This is a genomic window from Clostridium novyi NT, assembly GCF_000014125.1.
GTDB classification, from domain to species: Bacteria; Bacillota; Clostridia; order Clostridiales; family Clostridiaceae; genus Clostridium_H; species Clostridium_H novyi.
In genome coordinates, this window is record NC_008593.1 from 2469724 (window position 1) to 2492107 (window position 22384).

The 22384-nt window shown below is 37.0% G+C and carries 13 protein-coding genes, 4 tRNA genes and 7 rRNA genes; 1 reads left to right on the forward strand and 23 read right to left on the reverse strand.

Features of this window, described 5'->3' with window-relative positions:
• Positions 1-376: 376 nt before the first annotated feature.
• The 13 genes from NT01CX_RS11485 to NT01CX_RS11545 all read right to left on the reverse strand — a co-directional run bounded on the left by NT01CX_RS11485 (position 377) and on the right by NT01CX_RS11545 (position 10878).
• The gene (locus tag NT01CX_RS11485; protein WP_011723215.1) at positions 377-1120 is read right to left on the reverse strand and encodes a peptidylprolyl isomerase; all 744 of its coding nucleotides are present in this window, start codon (positions 1118-1120) and stop codon (positions 377-379) included.
• A 221-nt stretch (positions 1121-1341) separates the two neighbouring features.
• Positions 1342-1417, reverse strand: a tRNA-Lys gene (locus tag NT01CX_RS11490).
• 270 nt (positions 1418-1687) lie between these two features.
• Positions 1688-1763 (reverse strand) — tRNA-Phe (locus NT01CX_RS11495).
• Between the two features lie 5 nt (positions 1764-1768).
• Positions 1769-1885: ribosomal RNA gene (gene rrf / locus NT01CX_RS11500) — 5S ribosomal RNA — on the reverse strand.
• Between the two features lie 395 nt (positions 1886-2280).
• A tRNA-Phe gene (locus NT01CX_RS11505) sits at positions 2281-2356 on the reverse strand.
• Positions 2357-2361: 5 nt separating this feature from the next.
• Positions 2362-2478, reverse strand: a 5S ribosomal RNA gene (gene rrf / locus NT01CX_RS11510).
• A gap of 36 nt (positions 2479-2514) precedes the next feature.
• Positions 2515-5419, reverse strand: a 23S ribosomal RNA gene (locus tag NT01CX_RS11515).
• A gap of 174 nt (positions 5420-5593) precedes the next feature.
• Positions 5594-7106: ribosomal RNA gene (locus tag NT01CX_RS11520) — 16S ribosomal RNA — on the reverse strand.
• Together the 16S, 23S and 5S rRNA genes with 3 tRNA genes alongside form the textbook arrangement of a ribosomal RNA operon.
• Before the next feature lie 348 nt (positions 7107-7454).
• Positions 7455-8351 carry a CPBP family intramembrane glutamic endopeptidase gene (locus NT01CX_RS11525; protein WP_011723216.1) on the reverse strand — a complete coding sequence of 299 codons (897 nt, stop codon included), beginning with the start codon at positions 8349-8351 and terminating at the stop codon, positions 7455-7457.
• Positions 8352-8473: 122 nt separating this feature from the next.
• Positions 8474-9256 carry an ABC transporter permease gene (locus tag NT01CX_RS11530; protein WP_011723217.1) on the reverse strand — a complete coding sequence of 261 codons (783 nt, stop codon included), beginning with the start codon at positions 9254-9256 and terminating at the stop codon, positions 8474-8476.
• A complete protein-coding gene (locus tag NT01CX_RS11535; protein WP_011723218.1) occupies positions 9256-9951 on the reverse strand; it encodes an ABC transporter ATP-binding protein in 696 nt (231 codons plus the stop codon). Before NT01CX_RS11535 ends, NT01CX_RS11530 begins: the two co-directional genes overlap by 1 nt.
• Positions 9952-9953: 2 nt before the next feature.
• On the reverse strand, positions 9954-10322 hold the full coding sequence (locus tag NT01CX_RS11540) for a GntR family transcriptional regulator (protein WP_011723219.1): 369 nt from the start codon (positions 10320-10322) through the stop codon (positions 9954-9956).
• 139 nt (positions 10323-10461) lie between these two features.
• Entirely contained in the window at positions 10462-10878 is a 417-nt protein-coding gene (locus NT01CX_RS11545) for a PaaI family thioesterase (RefSeq protein WP_011723220.1), read from the reverse strand.
• Positions 10879-11047: 169 nt separating this feature from the next.
• On the opposite strand from NT01CX_RS11545, the gene NT01CX_RS11550 reads away from it, so the two are divergent.
• Positions 11048-11644, forward strand: coding sequence for a uracil-DNA glycosylase (locus tag NT01CX_RS11550; RefSeq protein ID WP_141639529.1), 597 nt, complete (start codon positions 11048-11050; stop codon positions 11642-11644).
• Positions 11645-11737: 93 nt separating this feature from the next.
• Here NT01CX_RS11550 and NT01CX_RS11555 read toward each other — a convergent pair whose 3' ends face one another.
• The 10 genes from NT01CX_RS11555 to NT01CX_RS11600 form a co-directional block, all read right to left on the reverse strand.
• The gene (locus tag NT01CX_RS11555) at positions 11738-12721 is read right to left on the reverse strand and encodes a peptidase M42 (protein WP_011723222.1); all 984 of its coding nucleotides are present in this window, start codon (positions 12719-12721) and stop codon (positions 11738-11740) included.
• A 23-nt stretch (positions 12722-12744) separates the two neighbouring features.
• On the reverse strand, positions 12745-13005 hold the full coding sequence (locus NT01CX_RS11560) for a hypothetical protein (protein ID WP_039227151.1): 261 nt from the start codon (positions 13003-13005) through the stop codon (positions 12745-12747).
• 19 nt (positions 13006-13024) lie between these two features.
• Entirely contained in the window at positions 13025-13993 is a 969-nt protein-coding gene (locus NT01CX_RS11565; RefSeq protein WP_011723224.1) for a M42 family metallopeptidase, read from the reverse strand.
• A complete protein-coding gene (locus NT01CX_RS11570) occupies positions 13984-15003 on the reverse strand; it encodes a M20/M25/M40 family metallo-hydrolase (protein WP_011723225.1) in 1020 nt (339 codons plus the stop codon). The genes NT01CX_RS11565 and NT01CX_RS11570 overlap by 10 nt, the downstream gene beginning before the upstream one ends.
• Positions 15004-15157: 154 nt before the next feature.
• Complete coding sequence (locus tag NT01CX_RS11575) at positions 15158-16087, reverse strand: N-acetylmuramoyl-L-alanine amidase family protein (protein ID WP_011723226.1); 930 nt, start codon at positions 16085-16087, stop codon at positions 15158-15160.
• Positions 16088-16232: 145 nt separating this feature from the next.
• Positions 16233-17459, reverse strand: a complete 1227-nt coding sequence (locus tag NT01CX_RS11580; RefSeq protein WP_011723227.1) for a mechanosensitive ion channel family protein — start codon at positions 17457-17459, stop codon at positions 16233-16235.
• Positions 17460-17544: 85 nt separating this feature from the next.
• A tRNA-Lys gene (locus NT01CX_RS11585) sits at positions 17545-17620 on the reverse strand.
• Between the two features lie 6 nt (positions 17621-17626).
• Positions 17627-17743 (reverse strand): 5S ribosomal RNA (gene rrf / locus NT01CX_RS11590).
• Between the two features lie 35 nt (positions 17744-17778).
• Positions 17779-20683 (reverse strand): 23S ribosomal RNA (locus NT01CX_RS11595).
• 174 nt (positions 20684-20857) lie between these two features.
• A 16S ribosomal RNA gene (locus NT01CX_RS11600) occupies positions 20858-22370 on the reverse strand.
• Between the last annotated feature and the right edge of the window lie 14 nt (positions 22371-22384).

The following is a 22384-nucleotide window of genomic DNA, read 5'->3' on the forward strand; positions in this document are numbered from 1 at the left end:
AACTATTTTGTTTTTTAGTTGTTTTTCTGATTTCTTGTCGTCTCTCGTGACGACATGGAGTATTGTATCAAATATTATTCACTAGTAAAAAACAACTTGACTGTTTAATTTTAAATTAAATCTATAATACTCTTTATTTCTATATAATTCTTATATTTATACATATTGATACTCCTGGTAAAGTATAAGCTCTTAAATTCTCATATGCATTATATTGACTAAGCTTTTTCTTAGAAATACTCTAAAACAATTGAAAATATATAAACATTTGTATTTTTATAAAAGTAAAAAGAGCCAATTTCTAATAAAATTAAAAATCAGCTCTTCAAATTTAGTTAAACCACTAAATTATATATAATAATAAATATATTTTTTACTACTTAACTTCTACGTTATATTTTTTCTTTAATTCTTCTACAGTTGTTGCGTATTTTACTTTTTGTCTTTCTTGAAGTAAGTTAGTTCTAATTAGATCCTTAACTTCATCAAATGACTTTTCAGTAGCTTCTTGCTTTTCTTCTACTTGTATTAAATGATATCCAAATTGAGTTTTAACAGGTTCACTTACTTTTCCTATTTCTAAGTTAAATGCAGCTTCTTCAAATTCAGGAACCATTTGACCCTTACCGAATTTTCCAAGGTTTCCGCCTTGAGCTTTTGAAGGACAGGTTGAATATTTAGTTGCAGCATCACCAAAAGTCATTCCATTTTTTATTTCTTCAGCAACTTCTTTAGCTAATTCTTCAGTATCAACAAGTATGTGTTTTGCTGAGATCATTTCTCCAACAACGAAATTAGACTTATTAGCATTGTAATAGTCTTCAACTTCTTTATCTGTAAGTTCTACTTGTGAAAGTACTTTGTTTACTGATAATTGTGTTAAAGCATCTCTTTCCATTATTTCTATAGCAGTAGTATATTCTTTTGTTTTGTCATATTCCATTTCTTTTCCATAATTATAGAAAACCTCAAAAGATATTAATTGTTCTAATAATTGTTTTTTACCTTGTTCAGTTGCTAAATAAGCTTGTTGTTCTTTTGGAAATCTTTTTATTGATTCTTGAATATCATTTTCTGTTATTTCTCTTCCATTAACTGTAGCTAAAACTTTATTTTCCATAGCTAAACTCCTTTTACATAAGTATTTTATTTAAGCCCATTGACCTACCATTCTATAATAACATATAGTTATACAAAAAAAATAGGTCATATATCATAAATAACCTATTTATATCCATTAAGTAACTTACTTACTAATAATTCATTTACTTTATATAAAATTCGTTGTTAATTTTATTATTCAAAAAAAGTAAAAACGCATCTTTATATAAAGATGCGTTTTGGTGATCCACCGGGGAATCGAACCCCGGACAACATGATTAAAAGTCATGTGCTCTACCGACTGAGCTAGTGAATCATATATGTTCCTGTCGAACACAATTGATATTATATCAAGGTTATATTAATATGTCAACATATTTTTATAATCTTTTTATTAATTTTATTTTATTTTTAAAACCCGCATACAGTCTTGCTTTTACGCCAATTATATTTATCTTATTACAAAAATTATATTAAAAATTAATATGATTTTATATAAACTTAAAATAATTTTATACTCCTTTAGTATGCTCTTATATATTTAATTTTAAATAATAAAAAAGCACTAGTAATTATACTAGTGCTTTGGTGGCTGGACCAGGAATCGAACCAGGGACACGAGGATTTTCAGTCCTCTGCTCTACCGACTGAGCTATCCAGCCTTATTACCTGGCGACGACCTACTCTTCCACATCGTCTCCAATGCAGTACCATCGGCGCTTTGAAGCTTAACCATCGTGTTCGGTATGGGAACGGGTGTTACCTTCAAGCCATAATCACCAGATTTGTTTTTTCGTTACTACAGGTACAAATTATATCAAACTTCTATTCATATGTCAATATTATATCCTAATTTTTTATATATTTTTTAACTTTTACGAAAAAAATACATTATTTATATTCCTTATTAACATTTAAGCATACAAAATATAATATAAAATATTAAAATATATCTTCTATGAAATATCCTCTATGAATTTTCACTTATAAAATTATATTTCTACAATTATATTTGAACTAATTTGGTTATTAATCTTTAGTCCATTTTGGTAATCTTATATATTCATTTATATAAATAATGATCGCTTATTCCACAAATACTCTTATAACTTCAAAGTATAATTTTTATATCATAGTATTTAAAACAATAAAAAAACACTAGTAATTATACTAGTGTTTTGGTGGCTGGACCAGGAATCGAACCAGGGACACGAGGATTTTCAGTCCTCTGCTCTACCGACTGAGCTATCCAGCCTTATTACCTGGCGACGACCTACTCTTCCACACCGTCTCCAGTGCAGTACCATCGGCGCTTTGAAGCTTAACCATCGTGTTCGGTATGGGAACGGGTGTTACCTTCAAGCCATAATCACCAGATTGTTCTTTCAAAATTGCACAGTGATAATAATTTATTTGATCAAGCCCTCGACCTATTAGTATTGGTCAGCTGAATACATTACTGTACTTACACCTCCAACCTATCAACCTGATAGTCTTTCAGGGGTCTTACTAGCTTACGCTATGGGAAATCTAATCTTGAGGTGGGCTTCACGCTTAGATGCTTTCAGCGTTTATCCCTTCCCAACATAGCTACCCAGCTGTGCTCCTGGCGGAACAACTGGTGCACCAGAGGTTGGTCCATCCCGGTCCTCTCGTACTAAGGACAGCTCCTCTCAAATTTCCTACGCCCACGGCGGATAGGGACCGAACTGTCTCACGACGTTCTGAACCCAGCTCGCGTGCCGCTTTAATGGGCGAACAGCCCAACCCTTGGGACCGACTACAGCCCCAGGATGCGACGAGCCGACATCGAGGTGCCAAACCTCCCCGTCGATGTGGACTCTTGGGGGAGATCAGCCTGTTATCCCCGAGGTAGCTTTTATCCGTTGAGCGATGGCCCTTCCATACAGAACCACCGGATCACTAAGCCCGACTTTCGTCCCTGCTCCACCTGTATGTGTCGCAGTCAGGCTCCCTTCTGCCTTTGCACTCTACGCGCGATTTCCGACCGCGCTGAGGGAACCTTTGGGCGCCTCCGTTACCTTTTAGGAGGCGACCGCCCCAGTCAAACTGCCCACCTAGCAATGTCCTGTGACCAGATTCATGGCCTCCAGTTAGAATTCCAGTACTATCAGGGTGGTATCCCAAGGATGACTCCACCAAAGCTGACGCCCTGGCTTCTAAGTCTCCCACCTATCCTGTACAGACAATACCGAAATTCAATGCTAAGCTACAGTAAAGCTCTACGGGGTCTTTCCGTCCAACCGCGGGTAGCAAGCATCTTCACTTGCACTACAATTTCACCGGATTTACTGCCGAGACAGTGCTCAAATCATTACGCCATTCGTGCGGGTCGGAACTTACCCGACAAGGAATTTCGCTACCTTAGGACCGTTATAGTTACGGCCGCCGTTTACTGGGGCTTAAGTTCATAGCTTCGCTTACGCTAACTATTCCCCTTAACCTTCCAGCACCGGGCAGGCGTCAGCCCCTATACATCAGCTTACGCTTTAGCAGAGACCTGTGTTTTTGATAAACAGTTGCTTGAGCCTATTCACTGCGGCCTACTCTCGTAGGCACCCCTTCTCCCTAAGTTACGGGGTCAATTTGCCGAGTTCCTTAGCAGTAATTCTTCCGACGACCTTAGGATTCTCTCCTCATCTACCTGTGTCGGTTTGCGGTACGGGCACCATTTTGCTCCATAGAGACTTTTCTTGGCAGCGTGGAATCAGATACTTCGTCAAAAATGACTCCCCATCACACCTCAGGCTTAATGTTAAGCGGATTTGCCTACTTAACACCCTAAGCGCTTAGACGCACATCCAATAGTGCGCACATCCTATCCTCCTGCGTCATCCCATTTGTCAAACGCATTATGGTGGTACTGGAATATCAACCAGTTGTCCATCACCTACGCCTTTCGGCCTTGGCTTAGGTCCCGACTAACCCTGGGAGGACGAGCCTTCCCCAGGAAACCTTAGATATTCGGTCAACAAGATTCTCACTTGTTTTTCGCTACTTATGCCAGCATTCTCACTTCTGTACTGTCCACCACTCCTTACGGTATGGCTTCAACCTGTACAGAAAGCTCCTCTACCACGTATACAAAGTATACATCCATAGCTTCGGTGGTAAGTTTGAGCCCCGTTACATCTTCGGCGCAGGATCTCTCGACTAGTGAGCTATTACGCACTCTTTAAATGAGTGGCTGCTTCTAAGCCAACATCCTAGTTGTCTTAGAAATCCCACATCCTTTCCCACTTAACTTACACTTTGGGACCTTAGCTGATGGTCTGGGCTGTTTCCCTTTTGACCACGGATCTTATCATTCGTAGTCTGACTGCCGGGGTACAAGTATATGGCATTCGGAGTTTGATAGGGTTCAGTAACTGTTGTCAGCCCCTAGCCCATTCAGTGCTCTACCTCCACTACTTAATTACCCGACGCTAGCCCTAAAGCTATTTCGAGGAGAACCAGCTATCTCCGAGTTCGATTGGAATTTCTCCGCTATCCACAGCTCATCCCATGGCTTTTCAACGCCAACGTGGTTCGGACCTCCACGGAATTTTACTTCCGCTTCATCCTGGCCATGGATAGGTCACCCGGTTTCGGGTCTACAATATGCAACTAGTTGCCCTGTTCAGACTCGGTTTCCCTTCGGCTCCACACCATAAGTGCTTAACCTTGCTGCACATCGTAACTCGCTGGCCCGTTCTACAAAAAGTACGCCGTCACACTTTAATGTGCTCCGACCGATTGTAGGCACACGGTTTCAGATTCTATTTCACTCCCCTCCCGGGGTTCTTTTCACCTTTCCCTCACGGTACTGCTTCACTATCGGTCACTAGGTAGTATTTAGCCTTGGGAGATGGTCCTCCCAGCTTCCCACAAGGTTTCACGTGTCTCGTGGTACTCTGGAGTAGATCTACTTTTCTTTCCTTTTCGCTTACAGGGCTATTACCTTCTATGGCGGAGCCTTCCAGCTCTCTTCAACTAAAGAAATCAAAGCGTTGTGATCTATCCGCAACCCCAGGAACAAGTTCCTGGTTTGGGCTCTTCCCCTTTCGCTCGCCGCTACTTAGGGAATCGAATTTTCTTTCTCTTCCTCTGGGTACTTAGATGTTTCAGTTCCCCAGGTGTACCTCCATATACCTATTTATTCAGTATACAGTATCTAGCAAAGCTAGATGGGTTTCCCCATTCGGAAATCTACATATCACAGGCTATGTGCGCCTACATGTAGCTTATCGCAGCTTATCACGTCCTTCATCGGCTCCTAGTGCCAGGGCATTCACCGTGCGCCCTTTGTAGCTTGATCTATCATCATCTACTAATTTTCATTAGTGTCTAGGTTTAGATTATTTCTAATCTTATTAATTCGTTTCTTTATCACTGTGCAATTTTCAAAGAACAATTTCTTGAAAGACTTAGTCTTTCAAAATTAAACAGAATCAGGTTTCCAGTCTGGAAGCTTTGCTTCCATTCTCCCTAGAAAGGAGGTGATCCAGCCGCAGGTTCTCCTACGGCTACCTTGTTACGACTTCACCCCAATCACCAATCCCACCTTCGACCGCTGGCTCCTTACGGTTACCTCACGGGCTTCGGGTGTTACCGGCTCTCATGGTGTGACGGGCGGTGTGTACAAGACCCGGGAACGTATTCACCGCGACATGCTGATTCGCGATTACTAGCAACTCCAACTTCATGTAGGCGAGTTTCAGCCTACAATCCGAACTGGGACTGGCTTTCAAGTTTTGCTCCCCCTCGCGGGATTGCTGCTCGTTGTACCAGCCATTGTAGCACGTGTGTAGCCCTAGACATAAGGGGCATGATGATTTGACGTCATCCCCACCTTCCTCCACGTTAACCGCGGCAGTCTCGTTAGAGTGCTTAACTTAATAGTAGCAACTAACAATAAGGGTTGCGCTCGTTGCGGGACTTAACCCAACATCTCACGACACGAGCTGACGACAACCATGCACCACCTGTCTTCCTGTCCCCGAAGGGACTTCCTCAGTTACGAGTAATTCAGGAGATGTCAAGTCTAGGTAAGGTTCTTCGCGTTGCTTCGAATTAAACCACATGCTCCGCTGCTTGTGCGGGTCCCCGTCAATTCCTTTGAGTTTTAATCTTGCGACCGTACTCCCCAGGCGGAATACTTAATGCGTTTGCTGCGGCACCGAGGGTGGTACCCCCCGACACCTAGTATTCATCGTTTACGGCGTGGACTACCAGGGTATCTAATCCTGTTTGCTACCCACGCTTTCGTATCTCAGTGTCAGTTACAGTCCAGAAAGTCGCCTTCGCCACTGGTGTTCTTCCTAATCTCTACGCATTTCACCGCTACACTAGGAATTCCACTTTCCTCTCCTGCACTCTAGACACCCAGTATCAAATGCAGCTCCCAGGTTAAGCCCGGGAATTTCACATCTGACTTAAATGCCCACCTACATACTCTTTACGCCCAGTAAATCCGGACAACGCTTGCCACCTACGTATTACCGCGGCTGCTGGCACGTAGTTAGCCGTGGCTTCCTCATTAGGTACCGTCATTATCGTCCCTAATGACAGAGTTTTACGATCCGAAAACCTTCATCACTCACGCGGCGTTGCTGCGTCAGGGTTTCCCCCATTGCGCAATATTCCCCACTGCTGCCTCCCGTAGGAGTCTGGACCGTGTCTCAGTTCCAATGTGGCCGATCACCCTCTCAGGTCGGCTACGCATCGTTGCCTTGGTGAGCCGTTACCTCACCAACTAGCTAATGCGCCGCGGGTCCATCTCAAAGCGGATTGCTCCTTTGATTATTCTACGATGCCGTAAAATAATGTTATGCGGTATTAATCTCCCTTTCGGGAGGCTATCCCACTCTTTGAGGCAGGTTACCCACGTGTTACTCACCCGTCCGCCGCTAATCCACTTCCCGAAGGAAGCTTCATCGCTCGACTTGCATGTGTTAGGCACGCCGCCAGCGTTCGTCCTGAGCCAGGATCAAACTCTCAATTTAAAAGTTTAATCTTACTCAAATTTATTGACTGGTTTATTACCTATATTCTGTTTAATTTTCAAAGACCATTTTCTTTCGCCATCTCTTGACAGCTAGTTAATTATATCAATTTGAAATCTCTTTGTCAACAACTTTTTGAATTTTTTAATTTTCTCAAATTACTTAAATTCTTTAATTGTTTACTTGATTTCTTGCCGTCTCTCGTGACGACATGGACTATCTTATCAAAATAAGTCACATTATGTTTTTCATTAAATATCATTTTATTAATTTATAACTAGTATTCTCTTAATTACTACTTATTATTAACTTTTGTTTATATTGATACTCCAGGCAAAGTATATGCTTTTATTTTTTACAATTTATAAACTTCCACACTATAATAAAGTTTATTCCTATAATTAAAGTTACTAAAATTCCTGCTTCTGGTCCAAACTTTCCACCTGTTATTATATTTTCATGAATATATTTAATTAAATAAATAGAATGAAATTGACTTTGTCCGCTGACAGGAAATCCGAAAACATTTCCCTGAAAATAGTTCCAAGTTATATGATATCCAATCGACATCCAAAGATTTTTCGTCTTTATATACATATAAGAAAACAACATTCCTATTAAGAATATATTAATAAGTCCCATAACTTTTACATTTGGATTTAATGTATGCATTATAGAAAACAAACAAGAAGATATTATAGATGCCCTTACAGGTTTATTCTTAATGTCTAATGTATTTAAAATATATCCCCTACATAAAACTTCTTCATTTACTGCCACTAGAATAAAAACTATAACACCTAAAAAAATACTCTTATCTATACTTGGATACTTCAATGAATTTTTAAGAGTTATTTCTCCAGTCCAGATTAAAGTTAAAAACACCGCGGTTATTGATAAAGCTCCTAATCCTAAGCCAATTAATATGTTTCTCCCTCTATTAACACCTTGAAAAAACCTTATATCCTTAATACCTTTGTTATCAAAAATTCTAATTAACAACATCAAAGTTAGAAATATACCAATTGATTCTAATACTTTAATATATAGTGTACCTGTTTCTGTGTTTAAAAGGTATTTAGTAACTTTAGAATACATATCATAATTATCTTCTATATTAAATATATTTTTTCCTAAGAAGTTAATAAGAATTTGCATTAAGATACTAGCAATTACAAAATAAATAATACATAATGAAACAATCTTAACTAAAGCATCTGATTTATTATATTCCTCATTCAACACCTCATCCCCCTACTATTACTATATTACCATATGTATATTTTTCACAAAAATTTTTTATGTAAACAAAAAACTGCTGATAAAAACCAGCAGTTCTACTAATCTTATTTATTAAGTTTAAAAATCTATATATTCATTTTATTTTCTAATAAATATCCTGTTCCAAAGAACATTCCTATATAAACAACTAACATATATATACTTCTTGCAATATTTATTGTGAAATATTCTGGTGTAATAGTTACAGTTCCATCATTTATAATTCCAGTTGAACCTAATGAATTTACCATGTCCAATGAAATTTTCATCTCATGAGGAAAAACATCTCCAACTTTATATGATATATAGCTTATTACAAAGTTTAAAACTATGAATACTATAAATCCTATAAATCCACTTATCTTCTTTCCCTTATAAGCAACTCTTGTTAATGTTATAGAAAAATATATTGTAAGCAATAACATTATTAATACAATGATAGCATATATTATCCCAATTAATACGAATTGTTTTATATCTATTCTTGAACTTAGAATCTTAATTAAATCTTCTCCGCTTAAAGCATTTATTATAGTTTTAAATGAAATAAAACTTATAAATCCTGAAATTAAAAACCATAACACTCCAATTATAATTTTTGAACCTAATACCTTATATCCACTTACAGGTAAAGTAAATGTTAAATATCCTCTATCTTCATATATTTCATTTGCAAAAGATTTTTCGACAAAAATTAATACAGTTATAAATAAAATAGTATTTACGAGTACTGTAATACCTATAATAGAACCAGACTTCCAATGTCCTATTCTTGTTAAAAATAATCCTTGTAATAATATAATTATAGCAAACAAAGCACAAAATGTTTTATAATTTCCTTTTAACTCATATTTAATTAACTTCCCCATTATTGAAATACCTCCCTAAATAATTCATCAACGGATTTACCCTTTTGACATCTTAAATCTTCAGCATTTCCTTGAAGCACTATACTTCCATCCTTTATAAATGCAATATCATCAAAAATTCTTTCTATATCATGTACAAGATGCGTTGTTATAATCATAGAACTATCTTCATTATAATTTTTTATAATAGCATCTAATATTTGCTCTCTTGCAACAGGATCTACTGCCGCTAAAGGCTCATCTAATATATAAAGTTTAGCTTTTCTAGATAACACTAAAGTAAGATTTAACTTTTCAAGCATACCCTTTGATAATGCTGTTACCTTTAAACTTCTATCAAGCTTCATAAACTCTAAAAGCTCATTACACTTATTCTCATCAAAGTCCTTATAAAAATCCTTAAATAATTCTATTGCATCACTTATCTTCATCCATTTATACAAATAATTTTTATCTGGAAGATATGATACTATTTCTTTAGTTTTAACACCTGGCTTATTTCCATCTATTAAGATTTCTCCACTAGATTGTCTTAAAAGCCCAGTTGCAATTTTTATAAATGTTGTTTTACCACTTCCATTAGGTCCAAGTAATCCAAAAACTTTTCCCTTTTCTAATGTTAAATTAAAATTATCTAAAGCTTTCTTGTTAAAATAATTTTTACATAAATCTTTAGTTTCTAATATAATATCCAACTTTACTTTTCCCCCTTTAAACTTTTTATTACGAGATCTATTATTTCTTCATCTTCAAAGCCTAAACTTCTCATACTCTCAATAAATTTTTTCATAATATCCTTTGCCGTATTCCTTTTTAAATCATTAATTATATCCACATCTTCAACTATAAAAGTTCCCATACCTCTTTGGGTATACGCTAGATTTTCCCGTTCAAGTTCCTTATATGCCCTTTGTACTGTATTAGGATTTACCTTTAATTTCTCTGATAAGTCTCTTACGGATGATAACTTATCACCCTTTTTTAACTTACCTGAAATAATATCCTTTTTTATAATATCCATAACTTGAACATATATAGGAATTTTCTCATCAAATTTTATATTCATATTTTTCCTCCAAAAGCTTTTGATGTGCGTAACATTTAACTAGTGTATTAATATATTAATACACTAGTTATTTTTAGTCAATACCCTTTGCAAATTTTATATAAAAAAGATATAGCGCATATAGCCCTATATCAAAGTTTTAATTGTTAATCCTATTTTGGATACGCATTATATTAGTATTTCCTGTTGCAATTAGCTTGTTTTCTTTATTATGTGCTTCTCCATACATATGAACTATAGTATTTCCCATTTGCTTTATGTATACTGTAATTATAAGTTCATCTCCTAAGAATATAGGTCTGTGATAACTGGTTGAAATATCTATTGTAGTTAGTGCTTCTCCTCCACTTTCCATTATAAAAAATATCCCAAATGTATTGTCAAATGCAGCTGTTATAAATCCTCCTTGCATACACTTTAGTGGATTTAAATATTTCTCTAGAACAGGAAATGAAAGCGTTAAACTTTCTCCTTCTTTGTATTCCATAACCTTAGGTTCCATAATGCTTACACAACTTGCTACTTTTAAATTTCCCATATTATCTAATATATCCATCTGCACGCCCCCTTTCTTTCCTATAAATTATATTATAACAGTTTTGATGAATATTTTTTAAACACTTTTAATTTAACCTATATGTTAATTACTGATGCTTATATTATTATTTTCAATAAAAAAAGTGTATAATAACCATAACATTATTTTCACAAAGGAGGTTTTTAATATAAACATTAATGATGAATTAAAACTTAGAATAGAAAAAATAGTTGAAGAATATAACTCTGATGAAACTGGTGGCTTTATAACTGGAGATGGTCCTATACCAAGTGATATTTTGTTTGTTGGAGAAGCTCCTGGTAAAAATGAAGTGGAACAAGGGAAACCTTTTGTAGGAATGGCAGGGGAAACTTTTAGTAACTATCTAAAGTCTATTGGACTTGATCGAAGTAATATAAGAATAACTAACACTTGCTTTTTTCGTCCTATTAAAAGGAAAACAGGGAAAACTGGTAGAGTTACTGTAAGTAATAGACCTCCAAAGGTTTCTGAAGTTAATTTATTTCGTGAAGTTTTAGATGATGAGATAAATCTTGTAAATCCTAAAATAATCATTACTTTAGGTAATGTTCCATTAAAAAGACTTACAGAATTTAAAAGCATAGGTGATTGCCACGGAAATCTTTATTATAATGAATCTTTAAAAAGATATGTATTCCCTATGTATCACCCATCTGCACTAACTTACAATAAGAATGATGAATTTAAAGCAATGTATGAAAATGATTGGTTAAAATTAAAAGAAGTCTTAAAAACTTTATAGTCTTTAAGGCTTCTTTTTTATAATCTTAAAATATTTTAATTTGATGTTTTACATCATACTCTAATATAATATTATATATTATTCATATCTTTATTATTTAGTTATGATTTTTCCTAATAGATCAATAGTCTCTTGTACATCTTTTAATGACATCATCTCACCTGAAGTATTCATATATCTACAAGGTAATGCTATCATTCCAGTTTTTATTCCTCCAACTTCTTTATGTATAAGTCCACCTTCATTTTGTCCCATACCTATACTATATTGAAGCTTTATTCCTAAATCTTCTGCTGAAGTTTCTATAAGTTCTTTAACCTTATGATGAATTACAAGACTTCTATCAAAAACAGATAAAACAGGTCCATTTTCTAGAGATATTTTTAAATCTCCACCTTTGTTATCACCTGACTCCATTGAATCTAATACTATTGCTGTATTTGGTTTTATATTAACAGCTGATATTTTTGCACCCTTAAACCCTAATTCCTTTTGAACAGAGAAAACAAATAAGATTTCCTTATCCACTTTATAAATATCCATGTTTTCCATTACTTTAAGAAGTACATAACATGCTATTCTACTATGAATATTAGGTGCTATTATTTTATTTTCAACCTCTATCTTTTGTCCTAAAATTTCAAGTGCTTCCCCTTCAGCTATTTTTGATTTTGCAGCTTCTTTGTTTGAAACTCCAAAGTCTACAAATAAGTTATCTTTAGATGAATCTTCCTTTAAAAATCCTATTCTTGCAACTTTTCCATCTTCAGTCTTAAAAAAGCTTCCTGAAATATTTTTTAAATTTACATCTCCTATAGGAATTACCTTAACAAATCCTCTATCATCTATTTCAGTTGCCATAAGTCCTGTATTATCCATATGAGTACATAGCATAAGTTTCTCCTTGCCATTTCCCATTTTAGCAATTAAATTACCCATATCATCTTCTAATACATCTATATTTACCTTTTTATTTTCTTGTATTAAATTTATTTGTTCTTTTATTATGCTCTTTAATTTATTTTCTTTAGTGCTAACCCCAAATGAATCTATTAAACTTTCTATTAATTTATCCATAACTTAATCACCCTTTTCAATAATTATCTTTTTTTCATAGCACCTTTTAAAATAGCGAACATTAGGAAAGATACTACTAACACTACTGTAAATACTGAAAAAATCTTTCCACTAGAATCACCTTTAGACTTTGCAACTACCGCTCCAACTATTGATAATATACCAACTAAAACATTGTATACCCCAATACCTCTTGATAACCCCTTTTTTATTACCATAGTTATTCCTAATAATAATAAATAAATTCCACTACCTATCATAAAGTAAAATTGCCACTTTTCCAAAATAACTCCTCCAATTTAATTATAAAGATTTTAAATATCCCCTAATTAATTTTATGGTATTTTCAATGTCATCTATTGAAGAAACTGAAATTGCAGAATTCATGTATTTACATGGAACTGATACTGTAACAAGCTTTGAACCATTTTCTACATAAGAATCTCCGCTATTTCCCTTATTTTTATTATTTTTTATTTCATATGGTATGCTTTCTTTTTGTCCAATAGTCTTTATATCATTAATAACATCATTATTGCAAACAACATTACCATCTATTCTTGATAATGAAGGCCCTTTATCTATTACATTATCATTATTCTTACTTAATCCACCTTCAAAAACAATTGTAATATCACTTTTTTTATTATATGAAGATACAATAGCCCCTCTATTTCCAACTTGCTTTTGAACGGAGAATATAGCATATATATCAGCATTATAATTTTCCTTTAAAAGTTCTATTAATATATAACATGGAATTCTGCTATCAAGTGCCTTTCCTTTTACAAGTTTATTTCCAAGCTTTGAAAACTTACTTGTAAATGATACGTAATCTCCTATAGATACATATTTTTTAGCTTGTTCTTTTGATTTTGCTCCAATATCTATAGATAATTTTTCAATATCAATATTTTCTTCTCTTTCTTTTTTTCCTTGAAGATGAATTGCCTTAAATCCTATAACACCATTAATTCTTTTATCACCTATTATAACATCTTTACATGGAATAGATTTTTCATCTACACTTCCAAGTGTTGTGAATTTTAATGTTCCATCATCATTAAATGCAGTAATAATAAATCCAACCTCATCCATGTAGGCATCTAGTATTACAGTTTTACCATTACCTTTTTTATGAGCTACTATATTGCCCATTCTATCAACTTTTATTTCGTCAACAAAATCTTTTATTGAATTCTTTATTAAGTCTCTAACTTCATCTTCATAAGAAGGAAGTGCCACTGAATTACAAAGTTTTTCTAGAAGCATAATAATTCCTCCAAATCATCACTTTTTAAGTTTTCTATTAATTTTGCAATAATCTTTCCAGTATTATTTATATCATCCATACTTACAAGTTCCACTGGAGTATGCATATATTTTATTGGAATTGATACAAGCATACTGGGTACTCCTTCTCTTGTAACTTGTATATCCCATGCATCTGTTCCTGTATTTCCTGGCTCAACTTCTACTCCATAAGGTATTTTATATTTGTCGCCTATTTCTATAATTTTTTTATTTAACTTATGATGAAGATTTGGTCCATGACATATTACAGGTCCATTGCCTATTACATTTTCTCTATCATGAGTACCAAGGGCACCACTATCAAAGGTTGTATCTATTGCTATTCCAATGTCAGGATTTAAATTATAAGTTACCATTTTGGCCCCTCTATGTCCAACCTCCTCTTGACATGAGCATACAAAATAAACATCTAAATCATGTTCTATATTTTGAAGTTCCTTTGCACACTGATACATAGAAACAATGCTTCCTCTATTATCTATAGTCTTGCAGGCAATTTCATTGTTTAAAAGCTCTACAAACTTTCCATTTATAGTTACAAAGTCTCCTATACGAACTATTTTTTCTATATTCTCTTTTGAATACCCTGTTTCAATAGCTAAATCATCTGCTGTAACTGCCTTATCCGTATCTTTACTTGTATTTATAACTCCAAGTATATCTTCTTTTCCGTGTATTGTAACTTCTCTACCTACTATTGCCTTGGGATCAACTCCAACACCTTTAAATTTTAAAGTACCATTTTCTAATATGTCATTTACAATTAGAAAGATTTCGTCTGCATGAGCCATTATCATTATGCTACCTTTTTTAGTGCCTTTTTTATGAACTATAATATTGTTCATTTCATCTATTGTAACTTTGCCAAATTCACTAAAATTATCTTTTATTAATGAATATAACTTATCCTCTCTACTACTTGGAGCATGAGCTAAAGTTAGTTTTTTTAATAGTTCTTTATTATCCACACTATCCCTCCTGCTTAAATTTTATTATGAATTTAAAATTTTTATTTTGATTTAGTGTATATTTTTTTCGTAACTGTACATAATGTAAATAAACCCGAAATGAAAGAAACCGTGTAGATAACTCCCCCCTGAATTACTCACGGTTTCTTTTAATTTATTTAAATATTTCACTTACTCCATTTGCAAGTGATTTAGCTATCTTATCTTTATAGGAATCTGTACTTAACTTTTTATCTTCTTCTGGATTTGACAAAAATCCCATTTCAACTAATACAACAGGAACAGTAGACCAGTTAAATCCTGTTAAATCTTTTCTTTCTATAACACCTCTATTTTTCATTCCAACTTCTCTTGTTAATGTGCTTATTAACTTTTCTCCATAAACTCTACTTTGATTGTATATAGCTTTTGTACTACCACCATTTGATGGTATTAACATTGATGCACCGTTTGTAGACTTACTTTCTGAAGAATCTGCATGAATTCTTATAACAAGAGCTGCATTTACATTGTTACCAACCTTTGCCCTTTCAATATTACTCATAGTCTTATTATTATCAGTTTTCGTCATAATAACAGTAAAACCTTTTTGCTCTAAATATTTTTTTAATTTTACCGCTACATCCATGTTTACTTTATACTCTGGTGTTTTTGTTACAACTCCATCTGCACCGCTTGTTTGTCTTGCTTTTTTAACAGATGAATTTGGAGATACTGGTTCTTTATTTGAATCTCCCCTGCTTGCATGACCAGGATCTAACACTATTACATTTTTTGAATTTTTTACTTTTGATGCTTTATCTAAAGTTTTATCTTCTTTTATTTCTTTAGATTGTTCATTTTTATTTTCTTTCTCTAACTGTTTACCCTCTTTAGCTTCTTGTATTTTTTCCTTTTCCTTAGAATCCGTCTCTAATTTTTCAATATCTTCATTAGTTTTAGCTTTTTCTAATGCTTTCATAGCCGCATTTGCTTCTACTTTTTTAGAAACTATTTCATTTTTATTATCTATGTTTTTATTTTTACATGCCGAAAATGTAAGTAGCACTAATATAGATAATAAAACAACTTTTACTCTTTTCATGTTATCCCCTCACTTTTATGTATATCTACAATTTTACCATAAAACTACATTATGTTTTAAGTAAAGACTTATTTTATTAAAAAAAGACTTGATGAAACTCATCAAGTCTTAAACTATATATACTATATTCTCATTTTATCAATTGTTATTTATTATTTTCACTAGTTTCTTCAGTATTAATTTCTTTAGCATTATTTTTTTCTTCAATATTATCATTGTCTAAGCTGTTGTAATTGTCTTTTTCCTTGTCTTCCTTTACTAAAGGATTTTCAAAATAAATACTAGTACTTGGAAATGCCATTGATGTTCCCACCCTATCCACAATCTCTAATATTTGAAAGTTTATATCTTCTTTTATTTTTAAATACTTTGCATATTCTGCTGTATTAGTAAGACAATTTATAACTATATTTAAGCTACTATCTGCAAACTCATGAAAATTCACATATAAATTTTCATTTCTTATATTTTTATTATTAATAAGTACTTTTCTAATTTCAGTTAAACACATTTCTATTTGCTCTTTAGTTGTGCTATATGAAAGTCCTATTGTAAAATATATTTTTCTAGATTTTCTTCTAGTTAAGTTGAATATTGTACCATTTGCTATAGTTGAGTTTGGTTCAATTATTATACTTTTATCTAATGCTCTAACCTTTGTACTTCTAAAGTTAATGTCCTCAACAATACCTTCTACATTAGGAGTTCTTATATAATCCCCAATAGAAAACGGTTTGTCTAATATAATCATGAAGCCTGCAATTATATTGGCAAGTGCATCTTTAGCAGCAAAAGCTATGGCAGCACCACCAATTCCAACTCCAGTTAAAAATCCATTTACATTGTATCCCCATTCGCTTAGTATCATAATTACAGTAAAGCTAATTATGATAAACTTCATTATCCTTGCTAAAAATGAAAATACTATTTTATCTAATTTAGAATTTAATTTTCCAGACAATCTATCATATAACCATGAATATTCTGCTGTTAAGTTACAAAAACCCCAACTTGTTAATGCTATAACTGAAGAATTTAACAATCTATTTAAAAGAGTATTGCTATCTAAGTTATATGAAAATGCTTTTCCTAGATATAATATGGCAAAATATATACCCATAACAATAAAGAATACACCTAATGGCTCTTGAAAAGCTTCAGTTATCTTTACATTTAATTGCGTCTTTGTTCTTTTACTTATTTTTATAGATATTTTTAATATAAGTTTTGTTATTAACTTTCTTAATACTAAAAACATTAGAAATATTGCTATTCCTATGCCTATGTACTTTAAGGTATCTATACTAACTCTTCTTCCAAGGATAGTTATGGTTTTTACGGTAGTTTCAAGTACTTCTTGTGCTTCGTCCATTGTTCCCCTCCTATAATACAATATTATTTATTATATTATATTTTTTTATATAAAAAAGACGCATCTTAATTAAAGATGCGTCTTTTGGTGATCCACCGGGGAATCGAACCCCGGACAACATGATTAAAAGTCATGTGCTCTACCGACTGAGCTAGTGAATCATATTTACCTGGCGACGACCTACTCTTCCACACCGTCTCCAGTGCAGTACCATCGGCGCTTTGAAGCTTAACCATCGTGTTCGGTATGGGAACGGGTGTTACCTTCAAGCCATAATCACCAGATTGTTCTTTCAAAATTGCACAGTGATAATAATTATTTGATCAAGCCCTCGACCTATTAGTATTGGTCAGCTAAATACATTACTGTACTTACACCTCCAACCTATCAACCTGATAGTCTTTCAGGGGTCTTACTAGCTTACGCTATGGGAAATCTAATCTTGAGGTGGGCTTCACGCTTAGATGCTTTCAGCGTTTATCCCTTCCCAACATAGCTACCCAGCTGTGCTCCTGGCGGAACAACTGGTGCACCAGAGGTTGGTCCATCCCGGTCCTCTCGTACTAAGGACAGCTCCTCTCAAATTTCCTACGCCCACGGCGGATAGGGACCGAACTGTCTCACGACGTTCTGAACCCAGCTCGCGTGCCGCTTTAATGGGCGAACAGCCCAACCCTTGGGACCGACTACAGCCCCAGGATGCGACGAGCCGACATCGAGGTGCCAAACCTCCCCGTCGATGTGGACTCTTGGGGGAGATCAGCCTGTTATCCCCGAGGTAGCTTTTATCCGTTGAGCGATGGCCCTTCCATACAGAACCACCGGATCACTAAGCCCGACTTTCGTCCCTGCTCCACCTGTATGTGTCGCAGTCAGGCTCCCTTCTGCCTTTGCACTCTACGCGCGATTTCCGACCGCGCTGAGGGAACCTTTGGGCGCCTCCGTTACCTTTTAGGAGGCGACCGCCCCAGTCAAACTGCCCACCTAGCAATGTCCTGTGACCAGATTCATGGCCTCCAGTTAGAATTCCAGTACTATCAGGGTGGTATCCCAAGGATGACTCCACCAAAGCTGACGCCCTGGCTTCTAAGTCTCCCACCTATCCTGTACAGACAATACCGAAATTCAATGCTAAGCTACAGTAAAGCTCTACGGGGTCTTTCCGTCCAACCGCGGGTAGCAAGCATCTTCACTTGCACTACAATTTCACCGGATTTACTGCCGAGACAGTGCTCAAATCATTACGCCATTCGTGCGGGTCGGAACTTACCCGACAAGGAATTTCGCTACCTTAGGACCGTTATAGTTACGGCCGCCGTTTACTGGGGCTTAAGTTCATAGCTTCGCTTACGCTAACTATTCCCCTTAACCTTCCAGCACCGGGCAGGCGTCAGCCCCTATACATCAGCTTACGCTTTAGCAGAGACCTGTGTTTTTGATAAACAGTTGCTTGAGCCTATTCACTGCGGCCTACTCTCGTAGGCACCCCTTCTCCCTAAGTTACGGGGTCAATTTGCCGAGTTCCTTAGCAGTAATTCTTCCGACGACCTTAGGATTCTCTCCTCATCTACCTGTGTCGGTTTGCGGTACGGGCACCATTTTGCTCCATAGAGACTTTTCTTGGCAGCGTGAAATCAGATACTTCGTCAAAAATGACTCCCCATCACACCTCAGGCTTAATGTTAAGCGGATTTACCTACTTAACACCCTAAGTGCTTAGACGCACATCCAATAGTGCGCACATCCTATCCTCCTGCGTCATCCCATTTGTCAAACGCATTATGGTGGTACTGGAATATCAACCAGTTGTCCATCACCTACGCCTTTCGGCCTTGGCTTAGGTCCCGACTAACCCTGGGAGGACGAGCCTTCCCCAGGAAACCTTAGATATTCGGTCAACAAGATTCTCACTTGTTTTTCGCTACTTATGCCAGCATTCTCACTTCTGTACTGTCCACCACTCCTTACGGTATGGCTTCAACCTGTACAGAAAGCTCCTCTACCACGTATACAAAGTATACATCCATAGCTTCGGTGGTAAGTTTGAGCCCCGTTACATCTTCGGCGCAGGATCTCTCGACTAGTGAGCTATTACGCACTCTTTAAATGAGTGGCTGCTTCTAAGCCAACATCCTAGTTGTCTTAGAAATCCCACATCCTTTCCCACTTAACTTACACTTTGGGACCTTAGCTGATGGTCTGGGCTGTTTCCCTTTTGACCACGGATCTTATCATTCGTAGTCTGACTGCCGGGGTACAAGTATATGGCATTCGGAGTTTGATAGGGTTCAGTAACTGTTGTCAGCCCCTAGCCCATTCAGTGCTCTACCTCCACTACTTAATTACCCGACGCTAGCCCTAAAGCTATTTCGAGGAGAACCAGCTATCTCCGAGTTCGATTGGAATTTCTCCGCTATCCACAGCTCATCCCATGGCTTTTCAACGCCAACGTGGTTCGGACCTCCACGGAATTTTACTTCCGCTTCATCCTGGCCATGGATAGGTCACCCGGTTTCGGGTCTACAATATGCAACTAGTTGCCCTGTTCAGACTCGGTTTCCCTTCGGCTCCACACCATAAGTGCTTAACCTTGCTGCACATCGTAACTCGCTGGCCCGTTCTACAAAAAGTACGCCGTCACACTTTAATGTGCTCCGACCGATTGTAGGCACACGGTTTCAGATTCTATTTCACTCCCCTCCCGGGGTTCTTTTCACCTTTCCCTCACGGTACTGCTTCACTATCGGTCACTAGGTAGTATTTAGCCTTGGGAGATGGTCCTCCCAGCTTCCCACAAGGTTTCACGTGTCTCGTGGTACTCTGGAGTAGATCTACTTTTCTTTCCTTTTCGCTTACAGGGCTATTACCTTCTATGGCGGAGCCTTCCAGCTCTCTTCAACTAAAGAAATCAAAGCGTTGTGATCTATCCGCAACCCCAGGAACAAGTTCCTGGTTTGGGCTCTTCCCCTTTCGCTCGCCGCTACTTAGGGAATCGAATTTTCTTTCTCTTCCTCTGGGTACTTAGATGTTTCAGTTCCCCAGGTGTACCTCCATATACCTATATATTCAGTATACAGTATCTAGCAAAGCTAGATGGGTTTCCCCATTCGGAAATCTACATATCACAGGCTATGTGCGCCTACATGTAGCTTATCGCAGCTTATCACGTCCTTCATCGGCTCCTAGTGCCAGGGCATTCACCGTGCGCCCTTTGTAGCTTGATCTATCATCATCTACTAATTTTCATTAGTGTCTAGGTTTAGATTATTTCTAATCTTATTAATTCGTTTCTTTATCACTGTGCAATTTTCAAAGAACAATTTCTTGAAAGACTTAGTCTTTCAAAATTAAACAGAATCAGGTTTCCAGTCTGGAAGCTTTGCTTCCATTCTCCCTAGAAAGGAGGTGATCCAGCCGCAGGTTCTCCTACGGCTACCTTGTTACGACTTCACCCCAATCACCAATCCCACCTTCGACCGCTGGCTCCTTACGGTTACCTCACGGGCTTCGGGTGTTACCGGCTCTCATGGTGTGACGGGCGGTGTGTACAAGACCCGGGAACGTATTCACCGCGACATGCTGATTCGCGATTACTAGCAACTCCAACTTCATGTAGGCGAGTTTCAGCCTACAATCCGAACTGGGACTGGCTTTCAAGTTTTGCTCCCCCTCGCGGGATTGCTGCTCGTTGTACCAGCCATTGTAGCACGTGTGTAGCCCTAGACATAAGGGGCATGATGATTTGACGTCATCCCCACCTTCCTCCACGTTAACCGCGGCAGTCTCGTTAGAGTGCTTAACTTAATAGTAGCAACTAACAATAAGGGTTGCGCTCGTTGCGGGACTTAACCCAACATCTCACGACACGAGCTGACGACAACCATGCACCACCTGTCTTCCTGTCCCCGAAGGGACTTCCTCAGTTACGAGTAATTCAGGAGATGTCAAGTCTAGGTAAGGTTCTTCGCGTTGCTTCGAATTAAACCACATGCTCCGCTGCTTGTGCGGGTCCCCGTCAATTCCTTTGAGTTTTAATCTTGCGACCGTACTCCCCAGGCGGAATACTTAATGCGTTTGCTGCGGCACCGAGGGTGGTACCCCCCGACACCTAGTATTCATCGTTTACGGCGTGGACTACCAGGGTATCTAATCCTGTTTGCTACCCACGCTTTCGTATCTCAGTGTCAGTTACAGTCCAGAAAGTCGCCTTCGCCACTGGTGTTCTTCCTAATCTCTACGCATTTCACCGCTACACTAGGAATTCCACTTTCCTCTCCTGCACTCTAGACACCCAGTATCAAATGCAGCTCCCAGGTTAAGCCCGGGAATTTCACATCTGACTTAAATGCCCACCTACATACTCTTTACGCCCAGTAAATCCGGACAACGCTTGCCACCTACGTATTACCGCGGCTGCTGGCACGTAGTTAGCCGTGGCTTCCTCATTAGGTACCGTCATTATCGTCCCTAATGACAGAGTTTTACGATCCGAAAACCTTCATCACTCACGCGGCGTTGCTGCGTCAGGGTTTCCCCCATTGCGCAATATTCCCCACTGCTGCCTCCCGTAGGAGTCTGGACCGTGTCTCAGTTCCAATGTGGCCGATCACCCTCTCAGGTCGGCTACGCATCGTTGCCTTGGTGAGCCGTTACCTCACCAACTAGCTAATGCGCCGCGGGTCCATCTCAAAGCGGATTGCTCCTTTGATTATTCTACGATGCCGTAAAATAATGTTATGCGGTATTAATCTCCCTTTCGGGAGGCTATCCCACTCTTTGAGGCAGGTTACCCACGTGTTACTCACCCGTCCGCCGCTAATCCACTTCCCGAAGGAAGCTTCATCGCTCGACTTGCATGTGTTAGGCACGCCGCCAGCGTTCGTCCTGAGCCAGGATCAAACTCTCAATTTAAAAGTTTAATCTTA

Coding starts and splice junctions, on each gene's coding strand:
- NT01CX_RS11485 (WP_011723215.1), bottom strand. CDS start 1,120: ATGGAAAATAAAGTTTTAGCTACAGTTAATGGAAGAGAAATAACAGAA.
- NT01CX_RS11530 (WP_011723217.1), bottom strand. CDS start 9,256: ATGGGGAAGTTAATTAAATATGAGTTAAAAGGAAATTATAAAACATTT.
- NT01CX_RS11540 (WP_011723219.1), bottom strand. CDS start 10,322: ATGAATATAAAATTTGATGAGAAAATTCCTATATATGTTCAAGTTATG.
- NT01CX_RS11545 (WP_011723220.1), bottom strand. CDS start 10,878: ATGGATATATTAGATAATATGGGAAATTTAAAAGTAGCAAGTTGTGTA.
- NT01CX_RS11555 (WP_011723222.1), bottom strand. CDS start 12,721: ATGGATAAATTAATAGAAAGTTTAATAGATTCATTTGGGGTTAGCACT.
- NT01CX_RS11565 (WP_011723224.1), bottom strand. CDS start 13,993: ATGCTTCTAGAAAAACTTTGTAATTCAGTGGCACTTCCTTCTTATGAA.
- NT01CX_RS11575 (WP_011723226.1), bottom strand. CDS start 16,087: ATGAAAAGAGTAAAAGTTGTTTTATTATCTATATTAGTGCTACTTACA.
- NT01CX_RS11580 (WP_011723227.1), bottom strand. CDS start 17,459: ATGGACGAAGCACAAGAAGTACTTGAAACTACCGTAAAAACCATAACT.